This window comes from Nocardioides sp., assembly GCF_014360585.1.
GTDB lineage: Bacteria > Actinomycetota > Actinomycetes > Propionibacteriales > Nocardioidaceae > Nocardioides.
Genome location: NZ_JACIXG010000048.1, coordinates 13,281 through 39,577 on the forward strand (window position 1 = coordinate 13,281; position 26,297 = coordinate 39,577).

General features: G+C 68.6%; 31 protein-coding genes. 21 read left to right on the forward strand and 10 right to left on the reverse strand.

Going from position 1 to position 26,297, the window contains the following annotated elements; all coding sequences use genetic code 11:
• Positions 1–76 precede the first annotated feature (76 nt).
• From H5T77_RS16185 to H5T77_RS16225, 9 genes are all read left to right on the forward strand, one after another.
• Positions 77–1,222, forward strand: coding sequence for a hypothetical protein (locus tag H5T77_RS16185; protein ID WP_292650921.1), 1,146 nt, complete (start codon positions 77–79; stop codon positions 1,220–1,222).
• Positions 1,219–2,667, forward strand: coding sequence for an ABC transporter substrate-binding protein (locus tag H5T77_RS16190; RefSeq protein ID WP_292650923.1), 1,449 nt, complete (start codon positions 1,219–1,221; stop codon positions 2,665–2,667). Before H5T77_RS16185 ends, H5T77_RS16190 begins: the two co-directional genes overlap by 4 nt.
• A complete protein-coding gene (locus H5T77_RS16195; protein ID WP_292650925.1) occupies positions 2,664–3,575 on the forward strand; it encodes a branched-chain amino acid ABC transporter permease in 912 nt (303 codons plus the stop codon). The genes H5T77_RS16190 and H5T77_RS16195 overlap by 4 nt, the downstream gene beginning before the upstream one ends.
• Positions 3,572–4,774, forward strand: coding sequence for a branched-chain amino acid ABC transporter permease (locus H5T77_RS16200; protein ID WP_292650929.1), 1,203 nt, complete (start codon positions 3,572–3,574; stop codon positions 4,772–4,774). The genes H5T77_RS16195 and H5T77_RS16200 overlap by 4 nt, the downstream gene beginning before the upstream one ends.
• Entirely contained in the window at positions 4,761–5,528 is a 768-nt protein-coding gene (locus H5T77_RS16205; protein WP_292650930.1) for an ABC transporter ATP-binding protein, read from the forward strand. The genes H5T77_RS16200 and H5T77_RS16205 overlap by 14 nt, the downstream gene beginning before the upstream one ends.
• Complete coding sequence (locus tag H5T77_RS16210) at positions 5,528–6,235, forward strand: ABC transporter ATP-binding protein (RefSeq protein WP_292650932.1); 708 nt, start codon at positions 5,528–5,530, stop codon at positions 6,233–6,235. The genes H5T77_RS16205 and H5T77_RS16210 overlap by 1 nt, the downstream gene beginning before the upstream one ends.
• A 25-nt stretch (positions 6,236–6,260) precedes the next feature.
• Complete coding sequence (locus H5T77_RS16215) at positions 6,261–6,719, forward strand: hypothetical protein (protein ID WP_292650933.1); 459 nt, start codon at positions 6,261–6,263, stop codon at positions 6,717–6,719.
• A gap of 116 nt (positions 6,720–6,835) precedes the next feature.
• Positions 6,836–7,927: a M15 family metallopeptidase gene (locus H5T77_RS16220; RefSeq protein ID WP_292650935.1), complete on the forward strand. Its 1,092-nt coding sequence runs from the start codon at positions 6,836–6,838 to the stop codon at positions 7,925–7,927.
• 109 nt (positions 7,928–8,036) lie between these two features.
• Complete coding sequence (locus H5T77_RS16225; RefSeq protein ID WP_292650937.1) at positions 8,037–8,519, forward strand: GNAT family N-acetyltransferase; 483 nt, start codon at positions 8,037–8,039, stop codon at positions 8,517–8,519.
• Between the two features lie 34 nt (positions 8,520–8,553).
• Here the strand turns inward: H5T77_RS16225 and H5T77_RS16230 are convergent, their stop codons facing one another.
• On the reverse strand, positions 8,554–9,186 hold the full coding sequence (locus H5T77_RS16230; RefSeq protein WP_292650938.1) for a class I SAM-dependent methyltransferase: 633 nt from the start codon (positions 9,184–9,186) through the stop codon (positions 8,554–8,556).
• Between the two features lie 38 nt (positions 9,187–9,224).
• Here H5T77_RS16230 and ddaH point away from each other — a divergent pair, with 38 nt between their 5' ends.
• On the forward strand, positions 9,225–9,995 hold the full coding sequence (gene ddaH, locus H5T77_RS16235; RefSeq protein WP_292650940.1) for a dimethylargininase: 771 nt from the start codon (positions 9,225–9,227) through the stop codon (positions 9,993–9,995).
• Here the strand turns inward: ddaH and H5T77_RS16240 are convergent.
• Together H5T77_RS16240 and H5T77_RS16245 are read right to left on the reverse strand one after the other, a co-directional pair.
• The gene (locus H5T77_RS16240) at positions 9,986–11,332 is read right to left on the reverse strand and encodes a lipase family protein (RefSeq protein ID WP_292650941.1); all 1,347 of its coding nucleotides are present in this window, start codon (positions 11,330–11,332) and stop codon (positions 9,986–9,988) included. The two genes, ddaH and H5T77_RS16240, sit on opposite strands and share 10 nt — an antisense overlap.
• Before the next feature lie 122 nt (positions 11,333–11,454).
• Positions 11,455–12,072, reverse strand: coding sequence for a GyrI-like domain-containing protein (locus H5T77_RS16245; RefSeq protein WP_292650943.1), 618 nt, complete (start codon positions 12,070–12,072; stop codon positions 11,455–11,457).
• A gap of 82 nt (positions 12,073–12,154) precedes the next feature.
• Here H5T77_RS16245 and H5T77_RS16250 point away from each other — a divergent pair, with 82 nt between their 5' ends.
• The gene (locus tag H5T77_RS16250) at positions 12,155–12,526 is read left to right on the forward strand and encodes an MmcQ/YjbR family DNA-binding protein (protein WP_292650945.1); all 372 of its coding nucleotides are present in this window, start codon (positions 12,155–12,157) and stop codon (positions 12,524–12,526) included.
• A 159-nt stretch (positions 12,527–12,685) separates the two neighbouring features.
• On the opposite strand, the gene H5T77_RS16255 is transcribed toward H5T77_RS16250, so the two are convergent.
• Positions 12,686–12,895 carry a hypothetical protein gene (locus H5T77_RS16255; protein WP_292650947.1) on the reverse strand — a complete coding sequence of 70 codons (210 nt, stop codon included), beginning with the start codon at positions 12,893–12,895 and terminating at the stop codon, positions 12,686–12,688.
• Positions 12,896–12,952: 57 nt separating this feature from the next.
• Positions 12,953–13,951, reverse strand: a complete 999-nt coding sequence (locus H5T77_RS16260) for an alpha/beta fold hydrolase (protein WP_292650949.1) — start codon at positions 13,949–13,951, stop codon at positions 12,953–12,955.
• A gap of 84 nt (positions 13,952–14,035) precedes the next feature.
• Between H5T77_RS16260 and H5T77_RS16265 the strand changes: the two genes are divergently transcribed.
• Positions 14,036–15,055 carry a tyrosine-type recombinase/integrase gene (locus H5T77_RS16265; protein WP_292650951.1) on the forward strand — a complete coding sequence of 340 codons (1,020 nt, stop codon included), beginning with the start codon at positions 14,036–14,038 and terminating at the stop codon, positions 15,053–15,055.
• 67 nt (positions 15,056–15,122) lie between these two features.
• Here the strand turns inward: H5T77_RS16265 and H5T77_RS16270 are convergent, their stop codons facing one another.
• Positions 15,123–15,428: a winged helix-turn-helix transcriptional regulator gene (locus tag H5T77_RS16270; RefSeq protein ID WP_292650953.1), complete on the reverse strand. Its 306-nt coding sequence runs from the start codon at positions 15,426–15,428 to the stop codon at positions 15,123–15,125.
• A gap of 15 nt (positions 15,429–15,443) precedes the next feature.
• Between H5T77_RS16270 and H5T77_RS16275 the strand changes: the two genes are divergently transcribed.
• Positions 15,444–16,127, forward strand: a complete 684-nt coding sequence (locus H5T77_RS16275) for a nitroreductase (protein ID WP_292650955.1) — start codon at positions 15,444–15,446, stop codon at positions 16,125–16,127.
• A gap of 49 nt (positions 16,128–16,176) precedes the next feature.
• Here H5T77_RS16275 and H5T77_RS16280 read toward each other — a convergent pair whose 3' ends face one another.
• Entirely contained in the window at positions 16,177–16,836 is a 660-nt protein-coding gene (locus H5T77_RS16280) for a haloacid dehalogenase type II (protein ID WP_292650956.1), read from the reverse strand.
• Between the two features lie 77 nt (positions 16,837–16,913).
• Here H5T77_RS16280 and H5T77_RS16285 point away from each other — a divergent pair, with 77 nt between their 5' ends.
• Positions 16,914–17,216 carry an ArsR/SmtB family transcription factor gene (locus H5T77_RS16285; protein ID WP_292650958.1) on the forward strand — a complete coding sequence of 101 codons (303 nt, stop codon included), beginning with the start codon at positions 16,914–16,916 and terminating at the stop codon, positions 17,214–17,216.
• Between the two features lie 198 nt (positions 17,217–17,414).
• Positions 17,415–18,923 (forward strand): acyl-CoA carboxylase subunit beta, encoded by a 1,509-nt coding sequence (locus H5T77_RS16290; RefSeq protein WP_292650959.1) that lies wholly within the window; start codon positions 17,415–17,417, stop codon positions 18,921–18,923.
• An 8-nt stretch (positions 18,924–18,931) separates the two neighbouring features.
• Here the strand turns inward: H5T77_RS16290 and H5T77_RS16295 are convergent, their stop codons facing one another.
• Positions 18,932–19,810, reverse strand: coding sequence for an LLM class F420-dependent oxidoreductase (locus H5T77_RS16295; protein WP_292650961.1), 879 nt, complete (start codon positions 19,808–19,810; stop codon positions 18,932–18,934).
• Between the two features lie 60 nt (positions 19,811–19,870).
• Positions 19,871–21,292 carry an alpha/beta hydrolase family protein gene (locus H5T77_RS16300; RefSeq protein WP_292650963.1) on the reverse strand — a complete coding sequence of 474 codons (1,422 nt, stop codon included), beginning with the start codon at positions 21,290–21,292 and terminating at the stop codon, positions 19,871–19,873.
• 233 nt (positions 21,293–21,525) lie between these two features.
• Between H5T77_RS16300 and H5T77_RS16305 the strand changes: the two genes are divergently transcribed.
• The 5 genes from H5T77_RS16305 (at position 21,526) to H5T77_RS16325 (ending at position 24,879) form a co-directional block, all read left to right on the forward strand.
• The gene (locus H5T77_RS16305; protein WP_292650964.1) at positions 21,526–21,801 is read left to right on the forward strand and encodes a Fe-S cluster assembly protein HesB; all 276 of its coding nucleotides are present in this window, start codon (positions 21,526–21,528) and stop codon (positions 21,799–21,801) included.
• Positions 21,802–21,901: 100 nt separating this feature from the next.
• Positions 21,902–22,651: a VOC family protein gene (locus H5T77_RS16310; protein ID WP_292650966.1), complete on the forward strand. Its 750-nt coding sequence runs from the start codon at positions 21,902–21,904 to the stop codon at positions 22,649–22,651.
• A gap of 120 nt (positions 22,652–22,771) precedes the next feature.
• Positions 22,772–24,052, forward strand: coding sequence for a CehA/McbA family metallohydrolase (locus H5T77_RS16315; protein ID WP_292650968.1), 1,281 nt, complete (start codon positions 22,772–22,774; stop codon positions 24,050–24,052).
• 96 nt (positions 24,053–24,148) lie between these two features.
• A complete protein-coding gene (locus H5T77_RS16320; protein WP_292650969.1) occupies positions 24,149–24,340 on the forward strand; it encodes a hypothetical protein in 192 nt (63 codons plus the stop codon).
• Positions 24,337–24,879, forward strand: a complete 543-nt coding sequence (locus H5T77_RS16325; protein WP_292650970.1) for a MauE/DoxX family redox-associated membrane protein — start codon at positions 24,337–24,339, stop codon at positions 24,877–24,879. The genes H5T77_RS16320 and H5T77_RS16325 overlap by 4 nt, the downstream gene beginning before the upstream one ends.
• Here the strand turns inward: H5T77_RS16325 and H5T77_RS16330 are convergent.
• The gene (locus H5T77_RS16330) at positions 24,834–25,304 is read right to left on the reverse strand and encodes a GNAT family N-acetyltransferase (RefSeq protein ID WP_292650971.1); all 471 of its coding nucleotides are present in this window, start codon (positions 25,302–25,304) and stop codon (positions 24,834–24,836) included. The genes H5T77_RS16325 and H5T77_RS16330 overlap by 46 nt on opposite strands.
• A gap of 186 nt (positions 25,305–25,490) precedes the next feature.
• On the opposite strand from H5T77_RS16330, the gene H5T77_RS16335 reads away from it, so the two are divergent.
• Positions 25,491–26,225: a peptidylprolyl isomerase gene (locus tag H5T77_RS16335; protein ID WP_292650972.1), complete on the forward strand. Its 735-nt coding sequence runs from the start codon at positions 25,491–25,493 to the stop codon at positions 26,223–26,225.
• Positions 26,226–26,297 lie beyond the last annotated feature (72 nt).

Here is a 26,297-nt window from a genome sequence, read left to right on the forward strand (position 1 = left end):
TCGTCAGTAAAGTAACCCGCCCGCCCGCGCGCCGTTATACACCCCAAAGCCGGTTCGCCCCCACCGAGGAGTTCCAATGTTCACCTTGTCACGCGCCGTCAGCGCGCTCGCGGGCCTGGCAGGGCTGGTGCTTGCTCCGGTCCTGCTCGCCACCTCAGCACACGCAGCCGTCGACCCCGGAGCCGTTCGTGGCGCGAGCGTCGTCCAGACCGGCTGGTGGAACGCCCTCAACGAGCCGCCTCCGGACAACCCGCTCACGCCACCGCCTCCGCCTCCCGCGCCCGACGTTCCGGCAGGCACCCTGCCGGTCAGCACAGTGGGCGGAGACCCGAAACGGATCAGCGCGATCGAGATCGCTCTCGAGGCCGACCCCGGATCGGTCGTCGACAAGCTCGAGCTGGCCATCGCCGAAAGTGCCACGAAGAACGTCACGGCCAACGCCGAGAAAGCGGCGATCGAGGCCTGCCCAGTGACCGAGCTGTCCTGGGTCGGTGGGGAGAACATCCCATGGAAGAACCGGCCCGAGTTCGATTGCGAGGCCGGCTCGGCGAAAGGGGTCCGCGACGACAAGGGGGTGTGGCGCTTCGACCTGACCTCGATCGCGTCGACATGGCTGGCCGAGGACTTCTCCGGTTCACGTTCGGTCATGCTGGTTCCCGCCGCGCCCGCCGCGCCCGCCGCGCCCGAGGCACCCGAGGCACCCGACGCGCCGCCCAACTTCCAGGTGATCTTCGACGGCCCGAAGGCCGGCGGCATCGGCTTGCTCGTCAAGACCACGGCCGGCAGCGGCTCCGAGGATGACTCCGACGGCGAAGCTGGAACCGGTGGGACCACGACTCCGAACACGAGCGTCGGCAGCGGAGAAGCCGTGGGCACACTTGCCGACACGGGCGACCTCGGCAGCACCGACCTCGGCGGAGCCGGCACTGGCGACCTCGGCGCGATCGCGACCCCGGCCGCCATGCCGGAAGCCGCCGCACCGGCCACAGCAGCGCCCGCAGGCCAGATCGCGCCCGTGGGCGCGGTCCCGCACTGGCACGACGGGATGATCAAGCCGGCCCTCATCGTGCTCCCGCCTCTCCTCATCCTCGCCTACCTCGCCATGCTCTCGCTGGGCCCGGTCGGCCAACCCGCGGGGATCGTCAACCGCCGCGGGGTCAGCCAGGCACTCGACAAGCTCCGCGTCGCCGGTTCCGGCCTCGCCTCGAAGATCGGCCGATGACGATGATGATCACGCGCAAGTTCCAGGCGGTCGCACTGGCGGCCGCCATCACTCTCACGGTTCCCGCGTGCGGCCAGAAGTCCGGCGTCGCGAGCCAGGTCGTCGTGGGCGGAGTACCGGGGCAGGTCGCGGCGGACGGGTCGATCGTGCCCGGCACGACCGCGGCTGACGGCAGTGCAGTCGGCGTACCCGGCGCCACCGGTGGCGTCACCGGCGGAACCCCGACCGGTGGTGGCTCCACGACCGGTGGTGGCTCCACGACCGGCGGCAGCAAGACCACCCCGAGCGGCACCGGTGGCGGTGGGGAAGCGCCTCCGGCCACTGCTCCCCGCAGCGGCGGGGGAGACACCACCGGCGTCACGGACACGACGATCAAGGTCGGCATTCACGCTCCCGTCACCGGTGCGGCGGCGATCCCTCAGCAGTCCTTCGAGAAGGCCGTCGGCGTCTACTTCGACATGGTCAACAAGAAGGGCGGCATCAACGGCCGCAAGGTCGAGGTGAAGTTCGAGGACGACCAGTTCCGTCCCGACACCGCCCGGGCGCGCTGCAAGAAGTTCGCCGAGCAGGACAAGGTCTTCTTGATCATCGGCGGAGCCGGTGCCGATCAGATCGATGCCTGCGCCCGCTATGCCGCGAGCGCCAGCGTCCCGTACCTCTCCGCCGGTGTTCACGAAACCCGGCCGGGCCAGGCTCCGCTCAGCAGCCTGTCGACGTACTTCGCCCTCTCCCTCACCTATGAGCAGCAGACACCGTTGCTCGCGCGCACCTACAAGGCGAGCTACAACGGCCAGAAGGTCGCGGTCATCACCGCCGACAACGACTCTCTCGACAACTTCCACGGCAAGGCGGTGGGCGCAATCAAGGCTGCCGCCGGCAGCAATCTGGCCTACGAACGCCGGATCCCGAAGAACACCACGAGCGACGCGCCCGGCATCGCGGGCGAGATCTGCCGCAGCGGCGCCAAGGCAGTGGTCTGGAACGCCAGCCCGAGCAGCCTGCTCAACGTCGCCAAGGTGCTCACCTGCAAGGTGGGGTTCATCGGTCCAGGCCTGACCAACGGGCTCAACATCGTTGCTGAGGTCGGCTGCGACAACATCGCCAACGCGCGTTTCTACTCACCCTTCCCAGGAATGGATGTGATGCGCAGGAACGCCGAGTTCGTCAATGCCTACAAGGCCTCCAACGGCGGCTCCGCGCCTGACGATCTCGGCGCCGCCATCTATGGTGTCGAGAGCCTCGTGGGCATGATCCTCGCCGCGACCGGCAAGGACCTTTCGCGTGAGTCGTTCATGGCGACGATCGGCAAGGTCAAGCAGTTCAACAACGGCATCTACCCGCCCACCAACTTCTCCAGTCGTTTCGGCGGTACGGCGATGCACCTGCTGCGCGCGGATTGCAGCAAGTCTGAGTTCGTCACTGAGAAAGTGAACGTCCGGCCGTGAACCTCCCCCTCTACGAGCAGCTCGCGATCGCGCTCACCGCTGGCGTGCTCCGCGGAGCCGTCTACGCACTCGTGGCCCTCGGCATCGTGCTCGTCTTCCGCGGCAGCGGGGTGTTCAACTTCGCTCAGGCGGAGTTCGGCACCACCGGCCTGTTCGCCGCGTACTGGGCACTGACGGTCCAGGGCTGGAGCTACCCCGTCTCGTTCGCCTTCGGCATGGCCGTCGCGATCGCCCTGGGTCTCCTCACCGAGCGGCTGGTGATCCACCCGCTGCGGGACTCCTCCCGCGTCACCTTGCTCGTGGGCACTGCCGGAGTCGCCCTGGCGGCGATCGGCCTGCAGTTCTGGTTGTTCAACGAGACGCTCGTGATGTCGATGCCGAAGATCCACGACGGCTACTTCACGACGCCCTGGGGGGCGATCGTCACCATGCAGGAGCTGATCACCCTCGGGGTGCTCGCCGGGGGGGCCGCGCTACTGGCGCTGTTCTTCCGGTCTCCGTCCGGGCTGGCGATCCAGGCGGCCCAGCAGGAGCGGGTCGCCTCCGAGCTCGTCGGCATCAGCGTGCGCCGGGTCTCCATGCTGACGTGGGGCATCGCCGCCGCGTTGGGTGGCCTGGCCGGCATCCTGGCGGGGCCCTATCTGACCTTCAGCGCCGGCTTCTTGAGCTTCGGGGCTGTCGGATCGCTGTTGCCGGGCTTCATGGCTGCGGTGCTCGCCGGGATGCGTAGCATGCCCGGCGCCGTCGCCGGCGGTCTGCTGGTGGGCGCGATCGAGCAGCTCAGCTCACTGGAGGTCTTCGCTGAGAGCATTCCCGGGGCCGGCGCGATGATCCTGTTCGTGTTCCTGCTCGTGGTGCTGCTGGTGCGACCGCAGGGGATCTTCGTGGGTCGGGCGGTGACCGCATGAGCGCCCCGACGTCGCCGTCGTCGGAGGCCCCCGACGCGACCCTGGACCTGCCGACGGTCGAGGAGGAGCTGTGGAGTGCGCCGGAGGATGCCGAGTCGGAACGGTTCCGGCCCAGCCGCGCCGGCTGGTTCGCCCGCGGGGCCCTCTGGGCGGTCCTGGCGTGGTTCGTCCTGGCCTTCCCGGTCAACTTCCTCTCGCCGTTCACTCTCGGCGTCTCGGATGTCTCAGCCGCGTCCGAGGCTGCGATTTTCGCGATCGTCGGTCTCTCCCTCAACGTCTTGCTCGGCTACGCGGGCCAGATCTCGCTCGGCCACCAGGCATTCGTCGGCATCGGCGCCTTCACCTCGGCCTACGTCGTGGTCAATCTCGACCTGGCCTTCTGGTTCGCGGTGGCTGTCGCCAGCACCCTCGGCCTGGTCCAGGCGGCGGTTCTCGGCGCGATTTCGCTGCGGCTCACGGGTTTGTACTTCGCGCTCGTGACCCTGGCGTTCGGCAGCTTCGCCCAGCAGACCATCTTCGCCATCCCGAAGCTGACCGGCGGTGAAGGCGGCAAGGAGGCCCCTCGTCCGGCGCTGTTCGACAGTGACTACCGCTACTACTTCCTGTGCCTGGCCTTCCTGGCCGTGGTGCTGTTCCTCGACTGGCGACTGACCCGGAGCAAGGCCGGGAGGGCCCTGATGGCGTTGCGTGAGAACCCGCGGGTGGCGTCCTCCTACGGCATCAACGTCAAGGCATACACCCTCATCGCGTTCGCGGTCTCCGGTCTCTTCGCTGGGTTGGCCGGGGCGCTGATGGCCCACCATGACGAGGTCATCGTCGCCCAGAAGTTCGGCTTCAACCTCGCCCTGTTGTTCGTACTGATGACGGTCGTGGGAGGACTCCGGAGCCGGTCCGGCGTCGTGATCGGGTCGGCATTCTTCGCGCTGCTGGGAAGCGGACACCTGCTGGAGCTGCTAGAGCCGTTGACGACGAACGTGTTCCGGTTCAGCCTCCACGACTTCCTCACCGGCACGATCGGCCTGCCGATCGAGTTCGTCGCCCTGGTCGTCGGCCCGATTCTCCTGTTGTTGACCATCACGAAGTATCCCGGCGGCATCGGCCAGCAGATCGCCCCGATCCGCGAGTGGATGCTCGGACACCGGTTCGACATCCACGCAGGCAAGGTCAAGGAAGTCGAGGTCGATGATGTCCGTGCTTGAGATCGACGACGTCAGCATCCACTTCGGCGGGGTCAAGGCGCTCCAGCACATCGCGCTCCGCGTCGGCGAGTGGGAGATCGTAGGGATCATCGGTCCCAACGGTGCCGGGAAGACCACGCTCTTCAACTGCATCACCGGGTTCTACACGCCCACCTCCGGAACGGTCCGCTATCGCGGCAAGGACATCTCCAACTTGCCGGTCCACGCCCGCACTGCCCTCGGCCTGGGTCGGACCTTCCAGAATGTCGGACTCGTCAAGAACGGTACGGTGCTCGAGAACCTGCGTACGGCCCAGCACCTGCAGGTCGGCTATGAGCCGGTGAGCGGGATTCTGGGGGCGCCCTCGACCTTCTCCGAAGAGCGTCGGGTCACCGAACGAGCGGGCCAGATCCTAGAACTCATGAACCTGGAGGACATCGCGCACGAACGGGTGACGGATCTGCCCTACGGCATGCAGAAGCGTGCCGAGATCGCGGCCGTGCTGGCCACCGACCCCGACGTACTCCTTCTCGACGAGCCCGGCTCTGGGATGGGTCCCGAGGAGGCCGACGAACTCGGCGACCTGCTCCTGACGCTCCGCAAGGACTTTGCCCTGACGATCGTGATGATCGACCACCACGTCCCGCTCGTCACCCGGATCTCCGACTATGTCTACTGCCTCAACTTCGGTGAGGTGCTCGCCGAAGGCGCTCCCGACGCCGTACGCAATCACCCCGAGGTCGTTCGGGCCTACCTGGGCGAGGAGACCGTCTGATGGCCATTCTGGAGATCAAGGACCTGGTCGTCGGCTACGGCGCCTTCCCTGTCTTGCACGGGATCGACTTCGTCGTGGAGGAGGGCGAGGTGTGCGTCCTCCTCGGGCTCAACGGAGCCGGCAAGACGACCACTGTCACGACCATAGCCGGATTGCTGCGACCCACCTCGGGCCAAGTGCTGTTCGAGGGCAGCCCACTGGGCCGGAAGCCGCCCTCGAGCAGGGTGAAGTCGGGTATTTCGCTGAGCCCTGAGGGTCGGCGGGTCTTCCCCCGGATGACCGTCGGTCAGAATCTGAAACTCGGCGCTTGGTCCCAGCGCCGCAGTCCGGCCCTGGTGAAGCGCCAGATGAAACTGGTGCTGGACTACTTCCCGCGGCTGGCCGAGCGCGAGCACCAAATTGCCGGCACCCTGTCCGGCGGTGAGCAGCAGATGTTGGCTGTGGCGCGGGCCATGATGTCCAACCCGAAGCTGCTTATCATCGACGAGGCCTCTCTGGGCCTCAGCCCGACGCTTGCTCGGGTCGTCTGGGAGGCCACTGCGCGGATCGCCTCTGACGGCACCACGGTGCTGATGGTCGAGCAGAACGCAGGCGCCCTGCCCTTTGCCGATCGTGCCCTCGTCATGGAAAAGGGCACCCTCATCCGCACCGCTGTCGGGGAGGACGTCAAGAATCTCGACGTCCGAGCTGCCTACCTCGGCGCCTGACGCCGCCCAACCACAGGAGAACACCATGCACAACAACTTCGGCCGACTCGGCGGACAGCTCGGCGTCCTGCTCTGTGTAATTGGGTTCATCGCCATCTTCGTCGGTTGGAATGGCTCAGCCAGCCACAACGTGATCATGGCCCAGTTCCCGTATCTCATCTCGGGCGGGATCGCCGGCCTCGCGATCGTCGTGGTCGGCGCTGCCATGCTGATCGTGCAGAGCGCTCGCGAGGATCGGGCGCGTCTGGAGGCCACCCTCGAGCGGGTGATCGCGGCCGTCCAGCACAACGCGAACGGCGGATCGGCCCCGGTCGCCAGCGCCGGGATGGTCCTGGCTGGTGCTGCCTCCTACCACCGGATGGACTGCACTCTCCCCGCAGACCGTGAGGAGGCGCACCTGGTGCCGATCGAGGAGGCCCTCTCCGATGGCCTGGCGCCGTGCAGGGTGTGCCAGCCGCCGACCCCGACGACCCGCTACGTGTGAGGCTGCACCTCCCCAGCGCGCGGCTGGGGACTCTGCACGCAATCCTGACTCCGGAGCGCCTGCGCACAGGCATCTGCTCGGCGTCGGCGCTCGTGCTCGTCGTTCTCCTCGTAGTGATGGCCATAGGCAAGCAGCCATCGTTCCCGACACCGCCGCGCCCTGCGGAGGCGGCTGTTGGACAGGAATACGCCGTCGCCGGCCCCCTGGCCGGCCCGCTCCATCAGCCGGATCTGCTGATCGTGAGCGAGGGGCGCGCTGGCGTACCCCGTGATCTCGTTGCGCGTCAGCCGGGCGTCAGGTGGGTGGAACCGGTCAGCCTCGGATCCTTGGTGATGATGGGACGGTCCGTGGCGGCGGCCGCGGTGGAGCCATCGACGTTCCGGGCCCTGACTTCTCGTCGTACGGCCGAACTCGATGCCGTATGGGATGCCGTCGCCCGGGGGGAGCTCGCGGTCACCCACGACATGGCCGAGGGGCTGCAACTACCGCTGGGTGGCGAGACCGCCGTGGGTTCCCAGGACGTTGCCGTGCCGGTGCGGGTCGGGGCCATCGCAACGACGGTTCCCGCCATCGACCTGGTGGTGAACCGCCCACGGGGTGCGCAGCTGGGGCTGGCGGCGGACAATGCACTGATCGTGTCGGTCGCGGGTGACTCCGGCCCCGCCCGCGAGAAGGTGGCGGCGTTGCTTGGCAACAAGTTCACCGTCACCGACCTGACACCGTCTTCGGACGGCGGGGTCTATGCGGCTCGGCTGGTCGGAGGATCGATCGCGGATGCGGTGGGGTCCTTCAACTACAGATGGTTCGCCGACGGCACCGTCGCTCCGGACCCGGCCTGGGTCTCGGCGAGCATCGTGACCGCTTCGGTGCCGATCTTGGGAGCCGTCACCTGCCACCGCGTGCTGATTCCGCAGCTGCGGGGAGCCATGCAGGAGATCGTGGATTCCGGGCTGGAGGACGCCATTGACCGGGCCGACTACGGCGGCTGCTACGTCCCCCGATTCATCGGCCGCGACCCCTCGCGCGGCTTGTCACTGCACACCTGGGGCATCGCCCTAGATCTCAACGTGGCCACCAACCAGCTGGGCACCGTCGGCGAGATCGACCGCCGGATCGTCGCGATCATGGCGCGCTGGGGCTTCGGCTGGGGAGGTAGCTGGCGGGTGCCGGATCCCATGCACTTCGAGCTGGCGGCCCTGACCGGCTGAGCCTGGTTTGGTTTCGCCTTTCTCCAGGGCGAGGATCGGATGGCCACATTCGAGGCCGAGTGCGAACGCGTCGTTGCCCTCGGACTGAGCCACTCCCTATCCTCACGGCATGCTGATCAGGGCCGCCGTTGCCGATGACGCCGAGGCGTTGACCGACCTCCACCTGGACGTGTGGGAGGAGGCGTACGCCGGGCTGATGCCGGACGAGATCTTCGCCGAGCGCCGTTCTCAGCGACAGGCGAGGATCGATCGGTGGCGTACGAACATCGACACCGGTCCGATCTCCAGCCTCGTTGTCGAGGGCGCGGAGCCGGGACGGCTGCTGGGGTTTGCGGGCGCTGGGCCCGCTCGTGACGACGCGCCGGGGTTGCCTCCGCTGGAGCTCACCGCGCTATACGTCCGGGCGGAGAGGTACGGCACCGGCCTCGGCCACGCGTTGCTCGAGAAGGCGATCGGGTCGTCGGCGGCGTACCTATGGGTTCTGGACGGCAATCAGCGCGCCACGGTGTTCTACGAGCGCCAAGGCTTTCGGTTCGACGGCGCGACCAAGGACGACCCGGTCGGCATCGAACGTCGCATGGTCCGCGACTGAGGGTCGCGTCTCGGACGTGAAAGAAAAGTTTCTTTCACACCGAGCGCGACCGGCGGGCGAGCAGGGTCGAGTCGTCGATCTCGACCCGGACGCCGTCTCGGACGGTCGAGCGGGGGCGCTGCTCGACGACGACCGGCTCGAACCCCTCCGGGAGCCCGGGAAGCAGCTCCTCGGCGAGGAACATCGCGTCGTGGTGACTGTGATGCGCGAAGACTTCCGAGGGCGCGTGACCGACGACGAGCAGATGGCCACCAGGAGCGACCGCGGTGGCCAGCCGGCCGGCGACGTCGACCATGCTCCCGTCGGGCGTGTGCAGGAAGTGGCAGGCGACCAGGTCGAACTGCCGACCGTCGGCCTCGAAGGTGCGGGCGTCGACCTGCCACCAGGACGTACGCTCCGCCACCCCGGCCTCCTCGGCATGGCGCTTCGCCCGGTCGAGCCCGTTCGCCGAGAAGTCGGCGCCGGTGACCGTCCAGCCCTGCTGCGCGAGCCAGATGACGTCGCCGCCCTCGCCGCAGCCGACGTCCAGCGCCGTGCCCGGCGTCAGCGCGGCCACCTCGGCGACGAGCTGCGGGTTCGGGTCGCCGCTCCAGACCTTCTCCTCACCGGCGTAGCGCTCCTCCCACGACTCCGGCTCGAACATCCTGCGCCCCTCGTCCTCGATCATGGAAACAACCTAGTGGGCGGTCGGCGATACTCTCACCCATGCACGCTCTCGTACGCCGCCGCTCGCCCCGTCTCGCCGACGGGCTCGTCACCCACATCGAGCGGAGCCCGGTCGACATCGACCTCGCTCACGAGCAGTGGGAGTCGTACGTCGCCGCGATGCGCGGCGCCGGATGGACCACACACGAGGTCGAGCCTGCAGACAGCTGCCCCGACTCGGTCTTCGTCGAGGACACGATGGTCGTCTTTGCAGACTTGGCCGTGATCAGCCGGCCGGGCGCTCCGGAGCGTCGGCCGGAGATCGACGCGGCGGAAGCGGCGGTCCGCGCCCGTGGATACCGGATCGCCCACATCGAGGCGCCCGGCACGCTCGACGGCGGCGACGTGCTCAAGCACGAGAACACCGTGTGGGTGGGGGAGGGCGGGCGTACGAACGCCGACGGAATCGCTCAGCTCCGCGCCCTGCTCAGTCCTCTCGGCGCCGAGGTCGTCGCCGTCCCGGTCTCGAAGGTGCTCCACCTCAAGTCGGCCGTCACCGCCCTGCCCGACGGCACGGTGATCGGTCACGAGCCGCTGGTCGACGACCCGAGCGTGTGGGGAGCCCGATTCCTGCCGGTCCCGGAGGAGTCGGGCTCCCACGTGGTCGTCCTCGATGACGACACGCTGCTGATGGCCACCTCGGCCCCGCTGACCAGAGCGATGTTCGAGGAGCGCGGCTACACGGTCGTGGCAGTCGACATCTCCGAGTTCGAGAAGCTCGAAGGCTGCGTCACCTGCCTCTCGGTGCGGCTACGCACTGCTCAGGGCTGACGCGGCAGGGTCGAGCAGTTTGAGCTGGCGGCGACACCCTTGACCCGGTCGGTGACCCAGTTGATCGCAGCGGTCTGGTCGACGAGCAGTGGCGTGATGTGGTTGGTGATCAGGCCGTCGCCGAGATCCGGCAGGACGACCGCCTTGTAGGTCACCTGGGCGTCCTGACCGCACCAGTCGACGGCCAGCTGACGGGCCTGCGCGTGCGGGACGATGTCGTCCTCGGTGCCGGTGGCCAGGCGTACGGGGATTCGCGGTGCGATGGTCCCGATCTTCTGCTCGGCGATGATCGCCCCCACCGTGGGCTCGCGCTCGATGACGTCGTCGAGGCTTTCCCCAGAAACCGTCCAGCTGCTGCTCCGACGGAACGGGTAGCGGACGATCCCGTCAGCGACGCAGGCCGTCGAGAGATCCTCGAGCGCGGCCTTGCCGGCCCGGTTGAGGTTCTCGTCCAAGATCGGCCGCAGCTCCGGGTTGGACTGCGCCAGACCGTTGATCGTCCAACCCAGCGCCGCCACCAGGGCGGAGCCGTCGATACCTCGCGCCGTCGCCCGCAGATCGGCAGGCGGCGCGCCGACGTAGGCGCCGACGAGGTTGACGTCGGGAGCGTACGTCGGGTGGAGTTCGGCGGCCGACCCGGTCGCGCCGCCACCCTGGCTGTAGCCGTAGAGCGCCACCCGCGACGCGTTCGTGACCGACGCATCGGGAACGTGGCGCGCCGCCCGTGCGGCGTCCAGGACGGCGTGGCCGCCGTCGACCCGGTCGACATAGGTGTGGAGTCGGTCGGTGGCACCCAGGCCGACGTAGTCGGTCACCATCACCGCGACGCCGCGCGCCAGCAGGCGGTAGATCCCGATGTCCTCGTACCCCACCGAGACGGTCCTGCCGTTGAAGAAGATCGGTCGTTCGAGACCGAGCGAGGCAGAACACTGGTCGCCCTGGCCCATGGTGCCTGGCGCGACGACGACCAAGGGGCGATCGCCCGCACCGCCCCATCGGGCGAACGGCTCGATGTAGGCGCCGGTCACCGCTGCCGGGGCGCCGTTGTTGTCGGTCGTCTTGTACATGACCCGGGTCGCCGTGCCCGGCAGCGATCCGATGCCTGGGATCGTGAGACCGATGCCGAGGGGGAGTGGCTCGGTTCGGACGAGGTCGCCGTCGGCCTCCGGGAGGGTCGGCGGCGGGTTGTAGAACTCGGGGATCTCGACTCCGCGAGAGACGACGGTGGTGCTGTTCTCGGCGGCGGCCGGGACGGCCAGGGCGGTCAGCGCGGCTGGGGAGACTGCGGCGACGGCCAGAGCGGTGACCAGCATCGCCCTCGATGAGCGCAGAGGCATGGGGGAACTCTCCTCACGTGAGCGGGACTGCTCCGTCCCGAGTTACTGAAGAGTAATGTGAGCCCGCTCACGTCGACAAGAGTTTGAGTCAACATTTGTGCACCGAAACTTCGGCGGCTCGGTCACGCCCGGAGGACCGGCTGCCGAAGGATCGTCCGCAGCTTGGCCGGCTCGACCCGCCGCGGGTCGCCGAGGTAGATCTCGTGGTGCTTCCCGGTCAGCCGCAGGCCCTGCTCGGGGATGAACCGATCGTGCATCTCCGCGAGCACCGGGCCCTCGTCGTCGTACGGCCCGATGTGCAGCGTCTGCACGCAGGTGCCTTCAGCGAGCGACTCCAGCCGCACCTTGTCCAGACTCGCCGGGCGGTCCTTCGCGCCGACCCGCGCCACCGCCTCGTCGAACATCTGCGCGGTGATCCACTCCGGCGTCATGATCATCGCGGTCCAGTCCCACTGCGACTTGTCCCGCGCCCGGGTGAAGGCGTCCATGTCCTCGGCCCACCACAGCGCCTCCAGCGGCGGCACCACGTAGTCGCGGCCATCGCTCTTGCTGGCGAACTTGAGCCTGTACGCCACGGGGTAGAGCGCCGCGAGCGCGTCCGCGTACTCGCCGCCGCCGTTGGGGTCGCCGTGGCCGTCGACCATCAGGTAGGGGAGTGGGGGCATCTCGAGCACCCGGAACTCACCCCGACGCGCCCGATAGCTGTCGAGCGTCTTCTTCAGGTCCGTCTTCACCGCCATGGAGCCATGATGTCGCGCGGTCACGATCATCGGGCGCGAAACTCAGGTGCCACCGGGGGAGACCTGCGCCTACGCTCCGAACATGGCAACCGTGGAAGACGTCCGCTGGCTCGGCTCGAGCCTCGAGCGCTCCTATGAGGTGTTCGTACGCGGCCGACTGAAGTTCAGGGTCGGCTCGATCGTCTACGTCGCCTTCTCCCTGGACGAGACCGAGATGGGTTTCGGGTTCCCGAAAGAAGAGCGCGCCGCCCTGGTCGCGAGCGCACCCGAGACGTTCCACCTGCCCCGGGAGTCGGAGATGCGGTTCAACTGGGTGGAGTCGTCCCTGGCCGCACTCGACCCGGTCGAGGCCTGCGAGCTCGTCGTTGACGCCTGGCGACTCTGCGTACCGAAGAAGGTCTCCGCTGCCTACGACCTCCGCCATCCGGGCGGTCCCGGGCCGGACCGGCCCTAGCCGACGGTTACCGTCGACCACATGGACCAGGCCCGCGTACGCCTCGACACGTTCGGGATCTGCGCGGACTGCGGTCGGCCGATCGGAGGGCCGGCTCGACGCACGCCCGGTGGCGCGCACCTGCATCAGCTGTGCCGGGAACCCGGGGGAGCGGCGGCGCTAACGGCGGTGCCGGCCTCGCTGGTCACGCTGGTCACGCTGGTCACGCTGGTCACGCTGGTCACGCATCTCGACGAGGTCGTCGTGGATCCGGCGTGCGCGCCGTCTCTCCATCCTCGCCAGCAGGAACCCGGCCGCGCCCGCGAGCACCATCAGGACGATGAGCACCACGACCGTGGCGCCCACCATGTCCAAGACGTTGCTCTCCATGGAGAGAGCAGGTACCCGATCTCAGCAGCGCCCATGCGCGACGTCGTCCAATCGGCGTCAGCGTCGCTCTGTGCCGGCGAGGAACTCGAGCAGCAGCTGGTTGGTCTCCTCAGGGCGCTCCTGCTGGACCCAGTGGCCGCACCGGGGGAGGACCGCCGACCGAGTGAGCCCGGGAAGGGTCTGGTCGAAGCGTTCGATCTGGCGTCGGCCGGTGATCGCCGGACCGTCGTACTCGCCGGCGATGAAGAGGGACGGCACGGTGATCGGTACGTCGCCGAAGGCCGCGAGATCCTCCCAGTCGCGGTCGATGTTGCGGTAGCGCGCCAGCGGACCGAAGAAGTCGGAGTCGGCGAACTCGCGGGCGTAGAAGTCGACATCGGCCTCGGTCAGCCACTCGGGCATCTCGGCGGGGTAGACGAACTGGTCCGAGAGCCGGTCACCGCGCGGCACCAGCCCGAGCGCACCGCGCGGATCCCCGCCCTTGGCGAGCACGCCGTCGCCGGAGATCGAGAAGTAGATGCCGAGCAGCCAGCGGCGTACGTCGGGCAGGATCTCGGCCTCGACGACGCCGGGAGTCTGGAAGTAGGAGATGTAGAAGTCTTCGTCGTCGCCGCCCGCCTGGGACATCGCCTCGGTCGGCCGACGGCGTCCGGCTGGACTGAACGGCACCGACAGACCGGCCACGGCGGTGAAGACGTCGGGCCTCAGCTGTGCTGTGGTCCACGCGATGGGAGCGCCCCAGTCATGCCCGACGATCGTGGCCGTTTTCGCACCCAGGGCGTGCACGAGGGCGACGTTGTCGCCGACATGGCGCAGCATCCGGTAGTCCTCGATGGCCCGCGGTTTCGAGGACCCGCCATACCCACGCACGTCGATCGCGACCGCCCGGTAGCCGGCATCGGCGAGGGCGGCGATCTGGTGGCGCCACGAGTACCAGGATTCCGGGAAACCGTGGACCAGGAGCACGAGCCGGCCGTCCGCCGGCCCTGACTCAACCCAGTGCAGGTCGATTCCGTTGATGTGTTCGGTGCGATGAGCTACAGCGGTGTCGGCCACGGCGGGAGTCTGGCACGTCGTGCCATTTCCGCGATAGTACCCCCTATCGCAGAAATGTTCGAAAAGGCTGTAATATCAGGGGATGTGAGCGTACCTGACGAGACGGTGATGTTCGGTGACGTCGTCGAGGACTTCTTGACCGACCGGGCGACACTCACGCGCCGCGGCCTCAACGACAAGTCGCGCAACGCGTACCGGCAGGACATCGCCGCCTGGGCCCGGCAGCTGCACGTCGACGACGGCGGCGACCCTGAGGCCGACGCGTTGGCGCTGGTCCCGATCTCGGCGCTGACCGACCAGAACGTACGCATCGCCTACAGGACATTGCGGGAGAGCTCTGCCGCGGCGACCTGCCAGCGTCGCGTCGGCACACTGCGGCTCTTCACGCACTGGCTGCAGCTCGAGGGACATCTGCTGGTGGATCCCACGCTGCGCATCGAGGCGCCCGAGCGGCCGAGCCGGCTCCCGGCCGGTTGGAGCGTCGACGAGCTGCGCCGCCTGGCGCGGGTCGCCTCGGCGCCGCGCGAAGGCACGGACCGGCGCCGCTGGCCGGCTCGTGACCGGGCGATCTTCGCGGTGCTGGTGACCACCGGCGTACGTGCCGCCGAGCTGTGCGACCTCACCGTCGGCTCCATCCGGCGGGAACCCGACGGCGAGACCCTGGTGCGTGTCATCGGCAAGGGCGACAAGCAGCGCAACCTGCCGATGCCTCCCGAGGCGGTCGACGCCGTCGATGCCTATCTGGCTGAGCTCGAAGCTCGTTTCGGCAGTCCCGACCCGGCCGACGGTCTCTTCCTGCTGACCTCGGGAAAGCGGCTTCGGCCAGGAGCCCTCAACCATCTGGTCGAGACCTGGATCCGCCTCGCCGGCGTCCCGAAGCAGCCTGGCGAGGCCGCGCACGCCTTTCGACACAGCGCCGCCAAAGGACTGATCCGTTCCGGCGTACCTGTGCCTGCCGTCCAGGGGCTGCTCGGACACGAAGACCTCAAGACGACCGGGATCTACGTCAAGGCGACGGCCTCCGACACTCGCGACGCCGTGCTGCTCTCACCAGCACGTGAAGTGCTGCGGGAGACGGCGGTGGCGCCCGAGCCGCACGAGTGACCACAAGCGGCTTTTCACGCTTGGACGCCAACATCACTTATTCGCCGATAATGCACATTATGTCAATCTACGTCCTTGGTGCCTCGCCCACGACTCCCCCGTCCATGAGACCTGGCCCCAGAGCCACGGTCACATCACGGGCGGTCATCGGCTCGTCACAGACGTCGCAGGCGAGCCGGACGTGGGCCTCACCCGTGCACTCTCGATGCAGATAACGCACCGGCTGTCCCTCAGGTGCCATGTAGGCGTCGCCCCAGTCCCTGATCGCCATCAGCACCGGGTAAAGGTCGAATCCCTTCTCGGTCAGCCGATACTCCTCGTACGGGCCCTCCGAACCAGTCTGGCTAGGCTGCCAGTCTCGAAACAGGACCACACGCCAGGAGTGCGCATGCCAGACCCCCATGACCCCGCCACGACGCTGGCCAGCCTGCTCGACGATCGGTGGACCTGCCGCCAGTTCCTGCCCGACCAGGTCCCGCGAGAGACGATCGAGCGTCTGCTCGCGCTCGCGCAGCGCACCCCGTCGTGGTGCAACACACAGCCGTGGCAGGTCGTCATCACCAGCGACGAGGCCACTCACCGGTTCCGCAAGGCCCTCCTCGAGCACGTGCTCAGCCAGCCCGCTGCCTCGGACTTCGAGTTCCCGGCCGCCTATACCGGCACGTACCGCGAGCGCCGGCGCACGTGCGGGTTCCAGCTCTACGACAGCGTCGGCATCGTCAAAGGTGACACCGACGGGACCCTGCGCCAGGGCCTGCGCAACTTCGAGCTCTTCGATGCCCCGCACGTCGCCATCATCACCACGGAGGCCGACCTCGGCGTGTACGGCGCGGTCGACTGCGGCCTCTACATCAACACCTTCCTGCTCGGCGCCCAGAGTCTGGGCCTGGCCGCCGCACCCCAGGCCGCCCTCGCGTCGTACTCATCGTTCCTGCGCGAGTACTTCGACATCCCCGACGGCCGCCGCGTCGTCGTGGGCATCTCATTCGGGTACGCCGACCTCGACCATCCGGTCAACGGCTTCCGCACGTCCCGAGCCGCACTCGCCGATACCGTCACCTGGCACATCTGACCGGAGCCGGCCTGGTTACCCCTCGTCCCGACGATCCCGACTTGCTCGATCAGTTCGCGGCGAGCAGGTCAGCGAGCTCCAGGAGATCACGGGCGACGTACGTCGGCTCGGCGATCGCAGAGAAGGGCATCCGCCCTTCTCTGCCGAGGAACGCGGTGTCCAGCCCAGCCAAGGCGGCACCTGTCACGTCCCAGTCATGGGCGGCAACCAGCATCGCGTGGTCAGCATGTTCGCGCTCCAGCACCAACCGGTACGGCTCCCCCGCCGGCTTGAGACGCTGAGCCTCGTCAGCCGAATACACCGCGTCCACGAGATCGATCAGTCCACTGGACCTCAGCTGCGCCTCGGCGACCTCGAGCACCGAGTTGGTCAGCGTCACGACCCGGTGCCCGTCCGCGCGAAGCCGCCGCAACCCGGGCGCGACGTCAGGATGTGCGGGCAGCGTCCTGATTCCCTCGGCGAGGCGCTCGATCTGGGCCATGGAGACCTCTCCCCCGCGCTCGCCGGCGACGTCGCGCAGCGCGGCGGCAGCGAGCGCCCCGAAGGCCACATAACCGCCCGCCGCAGTGATCGCCATGGAGCTGCGGATCATCCGGTCGAACCAGATTCGTCGGGCGATGTCGCCGGGCATGCCGACGACGTCCGAAATGAGCGAGTCGAGCGCACTGACGTCGAGCAGGGTCTCGTTCACGTCGAGGACGAGCAGCATGGCGACCTCCTAGGGGTACGATAGTTGTCGTACCTCAAGGTACGATATATCTCGTACGTCGTCCAGGAGTCTGCACTGTGGAGTTCACCGTCCCGGATCTGGCTGAGGTCGACCTGGACCGCGTGCTGAAGTCGCTGGCAGATCCGCAGCGCCGTCGGGTCGTGCTCGAGCTCCTGGAAGACACGTCGGGCGCCGAGCGTGCCTGCAGCTCGTTCGACCTGCCGGTCAGCAAGTCGACACGCACGCACCACTGGCGCGTCCTCCGCGAAGCCGGCCTGATCCACCAGCGCGGCGCCGGAAATGGCACGTACGTCCGCCTCCGGCTCGATGAGTTCGACGCCCGTTTTCCGGGCCTGTTGCGCACGATCGCCAGGCTGTGACCAGGCCTGCCCTCCGTCACCATCGTGTGCGCCGTGCTCAGCGCCGACGCGATCTTCGGCCCGATGTTGCCCTCGCTTTCGAGACCACGCTTCCGACTCAGGTCGAGGAGCTGATCCAGCAGCGCGACGACCGTGACGCCGCCCATTCCCGAATCGTCACCGGATAACCGCCGGACGACCACCGGCACCCGTGGCACCATGTGCCCCGTGACCGACGAGACGCCCGCCACCGGACTGACCGAGCTGCACGCCCGCCGCTTCCTGACCACGGATGCGGCGCGGACCGACAAGGTCGCCCGCTGGCACGCCAAGGGGCGGCGTACGGCTCGGGAGAACATCGGGGATCTGATCGATCCGGGCTCGTTCGTCGAATACGGGAGGTTCATCACCGCGGCCCAGGAGCGGCGCCGTGACCTGGCCGATCTCGTCGTCGAGACCCCTGCGGACGGCATCATCGGCGGCACCGCGACCGTCGCCGGGATGCCGTGTGCGGTCCTGTCCTACGACTACCTGGTGATGGCCGGTACGCAGGGCATGCGCGGGCACCGCAAGTCGGACCGGCTCATCGAGATCATCGGCCGGATGCGGCTGCCGGCCGTCTTCTTCACCGAGGGCGGTGGCGGTCGCCCCGGCGATACAGACATCCCGCTGGTCTCCGCGCTCGACGTCGGCTCGTTCGCCCTCTGGGGCGAGCTGGAGGGTGTGGTGCCACGTATCGCGGTCGTCTCCGGGCGCTGCTTCGCCGGCAACGCGGTGCTCGCCGGCTCCGCCGATCTCCGCATCGCCACCCCCGACGCCAACCTCGGCATGGCCGGCCCGGCGATGATCGCCGGCGGCGGGCTCGGGACCTTCACGCCGGAGGAGATCGGTCCTGTCAAGGACCAGACCACCAACGGCGTCATCGACCTGCTCGTCGAGGACGAGGCGGCAGCCGTCCAGGCCGTACGCGCCGTCCTGTCCCACCTCGAGCCGGCCGCCGATGGTGGCGAGGCCGACGACCAGGCCGACCTGCGGACGCTTCTCCCCCACAACGACCGCGAAGCCTTCGACGTACGCCCTGTCGTCGAGGCGCTCGCCGACATCGACTCGGTCACCTGGCTTCGCGAGGCGTACGCACCGGAGCTGGTCACCGCGCTGGCACGCATCGACGGGATCCCGGTCGGCGTGGTCGCCAACCAGTCCACGCACCTGGCCGGCGCGATCACCAGTGACGCGTCGGTCAAGGCCGCCGACTTCCTCGCGCTCTGCGAGCGCTGGGGGCTACCTGTGGTCTCGCTGGTCGACACCCCGGGGTTCATGGTCGGCCCGGAGGCCGAACGCGGCGGCCTGGTCCGGCACGCGTCCCGGATGGTTGTCGCCGGCGCTCAGCTGTCGACGCCGCTGGTCGGGGTGATCCTGCGCCGTGGCTACGGCCTCGGCGCGCAGGCGATGCTCGGCGGAAGCACCCACCGGCCGCTGCTCACCGTCGCCTGGCCCGACGCACATCTCGGGCCGATGGGCTTGGAGGGCGCCGTACGCCTCTCCATGGCTGCCGAGCTCGCCGCGATGCCTGAGACTGAGCGGGAGGAGCGGGTGGCCGTGCTCACGGAGGAGTTCCGCAAGCAGGCCAGCGCCCTCAACGCGGCCCGGGTGTTCGAGATCGACGATGTCATCGACCCCGCCGAGACCCGCGCGATCATCGCCGCCACGCTGCGACGGGGGCGATAGACCGGCACTCAGATGGACTGCAGCCGCGGCACCAGGTCGACCAGCGAGGTGGCCCACGGCACCGGGTCGACGTACGGGGTCGGCATCAGCCCGACGAGCGTGATGCCCAGGGCTGCGTACTCCTCCATCGACCTCGAGAAGGCGTCCGGGTCCTCGACCGAGGGGCCTTGGAAGAGCATGGTCTTCTCGATCGCTTCGTAGTCGGTGCCGAGGTCGTCGCAGTGGCCGCGCAGCACCTCGAGCTTGTGCTTGACGGTCTCGACCGCCTCGGGGCTGGGGCCGCCGAAGAGGTTGGTGCCCTGGCCGTGCTTGGCGACCAGGCGGAGGGTCTTCTTCTCCCCTCCCCCGCCGATCAGGATCGGGACCGTGCCGTTGACGGGCTGCGGGAGCGAGAGGGTCTCGGCGAGCTGGTAGTGCTTGCCCTTGTAGGCGCCGTCGTTCTCCGACCACATCTGGCGGCAGATCTCCAGGGTCTCCTCCAGGCGCTCGAACCGCTCGGCGGTCGGCGGGTAGGGCACGCCGAGGCCCTGGTGCTCGCGTTCGTACCAAGCCGCGCCGATGCCCAGAAGCGCGCGGCCGCCGGAGAGCTGGTCCAGCGTGGTGACGGTCTTGGCGAGCAGCCCGGGGTGGCGGTAGGTCACTCCGGTGACGAGGAGGCTGAGGCGGAGGTTGTCGGTGATCCCGGCCAGGTAGCCGAGCGTGGTGTAGCCCTCGAGCATCGGTTCGAAGGGGCCGCCGGCCTGCTCCATCTGGAACCAGTGGTCCATGACGGTGAACAGGTCGACGCCCCCCTCGTCCGCGATACGGGCCGTCTCGGTCAGCTTGTCGGCGAGCGTGGTCTCCCACTCGGGGTGGGTGAAGCTGAAGTAGTGGAGTCCAAGATCCATACCTCAGACGCTATGGCTTCGAGCGCGCTCGAAGACAAGCCCTAACGGCTCAGCATCTGCTCAAGGCCGCATGCTCCGCTCCTTGCGCAGGTCATGCTTGTCGAGCTTCGCGTCGTACGCCGCCAGCGGCTTCGCCTTCGCCGCGTCTGCCTCGACCGCGGCGGTCGCGACACCCGCCCACTCCAGGATCCGGGCGGTGGCGAGCTCACGCTCGTCGGCGACCAGGCCCGCGACGTTGGCGCCGTGGTTCATGCCCGGTGCGGTGAAGACGTAGGAGTCCTTGGCCTTGGCGCCCAGACGGAACGGCTCGGCGCCCCACGGGTCGGCCTCGCCGTTGACGAAGAGCATCTGGTTGGCGTGCTTGCGCACCCACGAGTCGATGTCGCGCATCGCCGACGGGTCGAACCGCATGTCGATCTCGCGCGGGACGAAGCTGCGCGGCGCCTGGTAGCCATAGCGGATCAGGTCGTCCTCGATGTGCGGGAAGCCGATCGTCGGCGCGCCCAGCTCGGTGCCGGCCTGGTAGTAGTAGGGCGTGTACGGGCTGAGGCCCTGGTCGGTGTAGAAGCTGAAGCCCGAGTAGTTGTCGACCACGTCCCAGATCTGCTGGTCGGTCGCGGTCGCCGCGTCGGCCGGGATGTTCGAGCACGCGGAGGTGCCGGCGTACTGCCAGTAGGCCCAGGCGAAGTCGAGCACGACCATCTCGTATGCGGAGTCCAGGCTGCCCACGGTCTTGAAGGTGTACCCCTCCTTGGCAGCCATGTCTGCGTACGTTGCCTTCAGCGCCTCCCGGCGCACGAGCGCCTCTCGCTGGACGCCGTTGATGCGGTTGCGGCAGTCCTCGGTGCCGACGCTCGCGAAGAAGTCGTCATAGGCGGAGTCCTCACTGTCGACCACGTCGTTGGGCGCGACGTAGGCGACGACGCCGTCCATGTCGCTCGGGTAGAAGCGCTCGTAGTAGGTCGCGGTCATGCCGCCCTTGGAGCCGCCGGTCGAGAGCCACTTGGCTGCGTAGATCGGCTCGAGCGCCTCGAAGATGGCGTGCTGGTCGCTGGCGCCCTGCCAGATGTCGAGGTCGTCCCAGTCGGCCGGGGCGGGGCGGGACGGGGTGAAGAACCGGTACTCCATCGAGACCTGGTTGCCGTCGACGATCCGGGTCGGCTCGCTGCGGCCGGGGTTGGTCGAGACGTTGTAGCCGCTGGTCTGGAACACCGTGGGGCGGGCGGTGTCCTTGTGGAGCACCGTGAACCGCTGCTGGAAGGTGTCACCGTCTGGCCGACGGTGGTCGACCGCCTGGGTGAAGTTCAGGACGAAGTAGCGGTAGCCCTGGACGGGCTTCTCCTGGATCAGGCTGACGCCCTCGATGGCGAGCAGGCGGTCGAGGATGTCGTCCTCGGCGGCTGTCGCGGGGTTGGCGGGTGTGACGAGGAGCAGGGATGCCAGCCCCATCGCCACCAGAAATCGGCCGATCAATGCACGCATGTGGGGTCTCCTTCGGTGCGGGTTCCGGGCAACCTAGCCGTTCTCCGGCATCGCCGCCGCCGATTAATCGCTCGGGTGCCAGGGACGGGTGCTCATCACCATCGCCGTCACGAAGGTCTACGGCGCCGACCTGGGCTGATCCGGCACGCCGGATGCGCCTCGGGCTTGAACGAGGCCAGATCGTGAGGAATGGTGGGGTGGGTACTCCGTACCCAACCATGGAAGATCTCGACATGCTTCAGCTGACCGAGAACGCCACCACAATCGTCCGCTCGATCTCCGAGCAGGCCCAGGGCGCCGGCCTCCGGCTCGCCGCCAACGCAGAACCGGACGGTGCTTTGAGCGCCGCCCTGGTTCCCGAGCCCGAGGGTGCCGACCAGGTCATCGAGCAGGAGGGCGCGCGGGTCTTCCTCGACCAGGGTGCCGCCGCCGAGCTCGACGACAAGGTCCTCGACGCCGGAATGGATGACTCCGGCAACGTACAGTTCGGGATCTCTCAGCAGGGCTGATCCCGTCCCGCACACGCCGGGGCGCGCCGCATTCGTGGTGCGCCCCGGCGTGCGTCGTTTTGCCGCGAAGCGACTCCTCGCGCGCGTAGGGTCGACAGGCATGAGCACCGCTGGCGTACCTGCCTGGTTCCATCTCTTTCTCGATGTCCCGCGTCCTGGCTGGGAGGAGGCGGTCGAGTTCTGGTCGGCCGCGACGGGCTGGGCGGTCTCGCCGCCTCGCGGTGAGGATGAACAGTTCGTCACCCTCGTACCGCAGAAGGGCGACGCCTGGCTGAAGATGCAGGCCATCGAAGAGGTCGAGCCGCGGCTCCACATCGATCTCGACGCCGTCGACCGCGCAGCCGCGCTGGAGCGGTCGGTCTCCCTCGGGGCGAGCTCGGCATGGACCTACGACGGCGTTCCGGTGATGCGCTCCCCCGGCGGCCTGCTCTTCTGCCACACGCTCGGCGAAGGCACCACGCCGAGCTGCGCGCGCACGGAGCCCTCGCGAGTGCTCGATCAGGTGTGCATCGACATCCCCCGCTCCCGTTGGGAGCAGGAGGTGGCCTTCTGGACGGAGATCACCGGACGGGCTCCCGAGCAGACGAAGTCCCCGGAGTTCGTACGCCTCGCCGACCCCGACCCGCACGGCGGGCTGCGGATCCTCCTGCAACAGCTCGACGAGGAGGCCGGCGAGGTCCGGGCGCATCCGGATCTCGCGGTCGCCGACCGTGCCACGGAGACGTGTCGCCACGAGGCGCTCGGCGCCGAGACGGTCGGCGTCCTGGAGTGGTGGACGGTGATGCGTGCGCCCTACGGACAGCTCTACTGCCTCACCGATCGCGATCCGCTGACCGGCCAGGCGTCCTAGCTCGCCACCCGCCGAACTTCACCGGCCCTTGGGCTGAAAGCCTCTCGTACGCCGCCGAGATCTGCGTCAAATAGGTCCATGTGCCTCGGACATGAACCGCACCAAGGGACCAGCCGGGCGATGACCCGGCCACTGACCAGACGTACCGCGCTGGGGGCGGCAGGAGCCGGGCTCCTGATGGCCTCGATGTCGTCGTCGTTCACGGGAGCGGCAGCATCGGCGACCGCACGCCCCGGAATCGGGGCGAGCCGGACATCGCGCCTCTCCCATGGGACCACGCTGGTCCACGCCGATCTGCACAACCACACGCTGATGTCCGACGGCGACGGCGACCCCGATCTGGCCTTCGACTCGATGCGCAGCGCCGGCCTGGACGTCGCGGCGCTCACCGACCATGCCACCGTCTCCGACAACATCCTGGGAGATGCGCTAGCGGGACTGCTGCCGCCGGCGTACAAGCAGCTCGGGGGCCTCACCCGCTCGGACTGGAAGCGGACCCGCGAGCTGGCCGACGCGGCCAACGCGGACGGCACCTTCACCGCGATCCGCGGGTTCGAGTGGTCGGAGCCGTTGTTGGGCCACATCAACGTGTGGGGCACCGAGCACTTCACCGACATCATCGACGTCGGCGCGATGCGGCCGTTCTTCGACTGGCTGGTGCGCTCCCCCGCCACGCCGCTGATCGACGGCGGGTCCGACGGGCTCGCGGGTTTCAACCATCCCGGGCGGGAGCCGTTCCGGTTCCAGGGGTTCCGCTTCGACGCCCGCGCCCGCGAGCGGATGGTGTCGCTGGAGATGTTCAACCGCGGCGACGACTACCTCTTCGAGGGATACGCCGACGGCAAGCCCTCGCCGCTGTGTCAGTGCCTCAACGCCGGCTGGCGCACCGGGATCAGCGGTGTCACCGACGAGCACGGCACCGACTGGGGACATCCGGAGGGCAAGGGACGGACCGGGTTGTGGGTGCTGTCGCACGATCGCGGCGGGGTCTTCGAGGCGATGCGGGCGCGGCGGTTCTTCGCCACCCGCACCTCAGGGCTGCGCGTCGACGCCGTGGCGACGCTGGACGGCGTCGAGCACCGGATGGGCTCGGTGGTCCCCGGACGCGGCGGCGACATGCGGTTCACGCTCGACCTCGCCCGCGACGAGGAGTGGGCCGGCCGAGAGCTCCATCTGCAGGTGCTGCGTCCGGGACCGTCCGCCCCGGTCGTGGCAGATGTCGTGCCGTTCCGCGTCGGAGAACCGGTCTCGGTCACCATCCCGGTCTCCTACGACGACGGTGACTGGGTGCTGCTGCGGGTCAGCGACCCGACTCAGGTCAACGCGACGCCGGGGCCGGACGGCCATCCCTGCAACGACCTGGGCATCGCCTACACCAGCCCCTGGTGGCTGCAGCCGTGAGTCTCGTTCCTGAGAAGGTGGCTCGGAGCCTGAAGATGCGCTGAGGGTGGGCGTCTTGGCAGTGGTTGCGAGCCGTGGCTGTGGCACCCTGTCCAGGTGAACGAGGTTTGGTACGTCGTCGGCCTGGTCGCGGTCTCCGCGGCCGTGCTCGTGCTCGGGGTGTGGTTCGTGCGGCGGGAGATCCGGGACGAGATCTCCCCCGCGCCGTTGCTGTGGACCGGATATGCGGTCGTGGCGGCGTTCGTCGTCTTCGGCGTGCTCCGCACCTCCTGGGTGGTGCTCTCATGAGGACCCGTGCGGCCATTCTCAACGAGTCCAGCCTGGGCTGGATCGGTCTCGCCGGTCGCCTCTACCTCGGCTTCATCTTTCTCTCCGCCGGGCTCGCAAAGCTGCCTGAGCCGGCGATCACCGAGCAGGCGGTGCGCGGCTACCAGCTGCTGCCGTGGCAGCTCGCGCCTGCGTACGCCATCGCGATGCCGATCGCCGAGATCGTGCTCGGGGTGCTGCTCATCCTCGGACTGTTCACCCGGACGGCCGCGCTGGCCACGGCGCTCGGGCTGTGCTCTTTCATCGTCGGGATCACCGCCGCATGGGCGCGCGGGCTCAACATCGACTGCGGCTGCTTCGGCGGTGGCGGCGCTTCGGCCGACCCCACCTATCTCGCCGACACCCTGCGCGACCTGGGCTGGCTCGCGATCGCGGTCTACCTGATCGTCCTACGCCGCACGAAGCTCGCGCTCGACGACCTGCTGTTCCGGCGGGGCGCTCCGTCGGCCGACTACTACAGCGAGAGCTCGAAGAAGACCGAGTTGGGGTCGAGCACGTAGCTGCCGAAAGGCGGGCGCTCGGTGAAGCCGTTGCCCGCGTAGAGGCGCCGGGCCGGCTGGTAGAAGTCCTCGGTCCCGGTCTCCAGGAGCACTCGACGGCCGCCCCGTGACCTCGCCTCGGCCAGCAGGTGGCGCAGCATCGCGGTCGCGACACCGCGGCCTCGGGCTGCTGCCGTGGTGCGCATCGACTTGAGCTCGTAGTCGCCCTCGCCGAGAGACTTCAGCGCACCGCAACCGACGAGCTCGGTCTCCTCCCAGGCCGACCAGAAAGCGATCTCGGGCACCTTCAGTGCCTCGAGGTCGAGCGCGTGCACCGATTCGGCGGGCGTCACCGCGTACATGTCCTCGAGGTGGTCCTCGAGGATCCGGATGACCTCGGGCCGGGTCAGGTCGTCGAGCTCGAATCGCAGGGAGAGCAGTTGCACGGCTGGAGGCTAGCCGAACCCTCCCCTGTCGTGGCGTTCTGGGTCAGGCCGAGGCTGGTGCAGTATCGCGGCAGGCGAGGAGGATGTGCGATAGTGCGTTGCACCGATGCTGGAGACGAGTGTGGGCGGCCTCGCCACGCAGGGTCGGTCGCGGGTGGATTCGGACGGCTCCCCTAGCATCTGGGCATGCTGACTCGTACGCTCTCGGCCACTGCTGCCGCTGCCCTGCTCCTGACGCTCTCCGCCTGTGGTTCGGACTCCGGCGACTCCGACTCCGACTCCGGCGAGGCGAAGGAGAGCAAGGGCCCGAAATCGAGCGAGTCGAGCGACTGGAAGTCGATCGTGAAGCCCGGCTCGACCAGCTGCGACTACTCCAAGGACCCGATGGGCGCCTCGAAGGAGGTGGACGCGCCGGAGAAGACCGCGCAGTACACGGGCAAGGTCGCCGCGACCATCAACAGCTCCGTCGGCCCGCTCGCGATCACCCTCGACGCCGACAAGGCGCCCTGCACCGTCAACTCGTTCCTGTCGCTGGCCTCGCAGGATTACTACGACGGCACCAGCTGCCACCGTCTCGGCAACAACCCCGGCTTCGAGCTGCTGCAGTGCGGCGACCCGACCGGCGAAGGCACCGGCGGCCCGGGCTACACGATCCCCGACGAGTTCGAGGAGAGCGACACCTTCCCCGCCGGCACCCTCGCGATGGCCAACACCGGCCGGCCCAACTCCGGCGGCAGCCAGTTCTTCATGGTCTTCGGCGACACCCAGCTCCCGCCCGCCTACACCGTCTTCGGCACCCTCGACGAGGCCGCCATCAAGACCCTCCAGGAGGTCGGCGCGGCCGGCGTGGCCGAGGCCGGTGGCGACGGCACCGGCGCCCCCAAGAAGCCGGTCGAGTTCGAGAACATCACCGTCGGCTGACCCTCTCTCGCCGAGTCCCCACTTCTGGCGGGCCGAATCGGTAGTTGTGGGCGACGAAACTGCAGTTTCGTC

What these genes read in the sequence shown, in the direction of transcription:
- H5T77_RS16185 (WP_292650921.1), top strand. Translation starts at nt 77, where the DNA reads ATGTTCACCTTGTCACGCGCCGTCAGCGCGCTCGCGGGCCTGGCAGGG.
- H5T77_RS16190 (WP_292650923.1), top strand. Translation starts at nt 1,219, where the DNA reads ATGACGATGATGATCACGCGCAAGTTCCAGGCGGTCGCACTGGCGGCC.
- H5T77_RS16200 (WP_292650929.1), top strand. Translation starts at nt 3,572, where the DNA reads ATGAGCGCCCCGACGTCGCCGTCGTCGGAGGCCCCCGACGCGACCCTG.
- H5T77_RS16205 (WP_292650930.1), top strand. Translation starts at nt 4,761, where the DNA reads ATGTCCGTGCTTGAGATCGACGACGTCAGCATCCACTTCGGCGGGGTC.
- H5T77_RS16210 (WP_292650932.1), top strand. Translation starts at nt 5,528, where the DNA reads ATGGCCATTCTGGAGATCAAGGACCTGGTCGTCGGCTACGGCGCCTTC.
- H5T77_RS16215 (WP_292650933.1), top strand. Translation starts at nt 6,261, where the DNA reads ATGCACAACAACTTCGGCCGACTCGGCGGACAGCTCGGCGTCCTGCTC.
- H5T77_RS16220 (WP_292650935.1), top strand. Translation starts at nt 6,836, where the DNA reads ATGGCCATAGGCAAGCAGCCATCGTTCCCGACACCGCCGCGCCCTGCG.
- H5T77_RS16225 (WP_292650937.1), top strand. Translation starts at nt 8,037, where the DNA reads ATGCTGATCAGGGCCGCCGTTGCCGATGACGCCGAGGCGTTGACCGAC.
- H5T77_RS16230 (WP_292650938.1), bottom strand. Translation starts at nt 9,186, where the DNA reads ATGATCGAGGACGAGGGGCGCAGGATGTTCGAGCCGGAGTCGTGGGAG.
- ddaH (WP_292650940.1), top strand. Translation starts at nt 9,225, where the DNA reads ATGCACGCTCTCGTACGCCGCCGCTCGCCCCGTCTCGCCGACGGGCTC.
- H5T77_RS16240 (WP_292650941.1), bottom strand. Translation starts at nt 11,332, where the DNA reads ATGCCTCTGCGCTCATCGAGGGCGATGCTGGTCACCGCTCTGGCCGTC.
- H5T77_RS16245 (WP_292650943.1), bottom strand. Translation starts at nt 12,072, where the DNA reads ATGGCGGTGAAGACGGACCTGAAGAAGACGCTCGACAGCTATCGGGCG.
- H5T77_RS16250 (WP_292650945.1), top strand. Translation starts at nt 12,155, where the DNA reads ATGGCAACCGTGGAAGACGTCCGCTGGCTCGGCTCGAGCCTCGAGCGC.
- H5T77_RS16255 (WP_292650947.1), bottom strand. Translation starts at nt 12,895, where the DNA reads ATGGAGAGCAACGTCTTGGACATGGTGGGCGCCACGGTCGTGGTGCTC.
- H5T77_RS16275 (WP_292650955.1), top strand. Translation starts at nt 15,444, where the DNA reads ATGCCAGACCCCCATGACCCCGCCACGACGCTGGCCAGCCTGCTCGAC.
- H5T77_RS16280 (WP_292650956.1), bottom strand. Translation starts at nt 16,836, where the DNA reads ATGCTGCTCGTCCTCGACGTGAACGAGACCCTGCTCGACGTCAGTGCG.
- H5T77_RS16290 (WP_292650959.1), top strand. Translation starts at nt 17,415, where the DNA reads ATGTGCCCCGTGACCGACGAGACGCCCGCCACCGGACTGACCGAGCTG.
- H5T77_RS16295 (WP_292650961.1), bottom strand. Translation starts at nt 19,810, where the DNA reads ATGGATCTTGGACTCCACTACTTCAGCTTCACCCACCCCGAGTGGGAG.
- H5T77_RS16300 (WP_292650963.1), bottom strand. Translation starts at nt 21,292, where the DNA reads ATGCGTGCATTGATCGGCCGATTTCTGGTGGCGATGGGGCTGGCATCC.
- H5T77_RS16305 (WP_292650964.1), top strand. Translation starts at nt 21,526, where the DNA reads ATGCTTCAGCTGACCGAGAACGCCACCACAATCGTCCGCTCGATCTCC.
- H5T77_RS16310 (WP_292650966.1), top strand. Translation starts at nt 21,902, where the DNA reads ATGAGCACCGCTGGCGTACCTGCCTGGTTCCATCTCTTTCTCGATGTC.
- H5T77_RS16315 (WP_292650968.1), top strand. Translation starts at nt 22,772, where the DNA reads ATGACCCGGCCACTGACCAGACGTACCGCGCTGGGGGCGGCAGGAGCC.
- H5T77_RS16325 (WP_292650970.1), top strand. Translation starts at nt 24,337, where the DNA reads ATGAGGACCCGTGCGGCCATTCTCAACGAGTCCAGCCTGGGCTGGATC.
- H5T77_RS16335 (WP_292650972.1), top strand. Translation starts at nt 25,491, where the DNA reads ATGCTGACTCGTACGCTCTCGGCCACTGCTGCCGCTGCCCTGCTCCTG.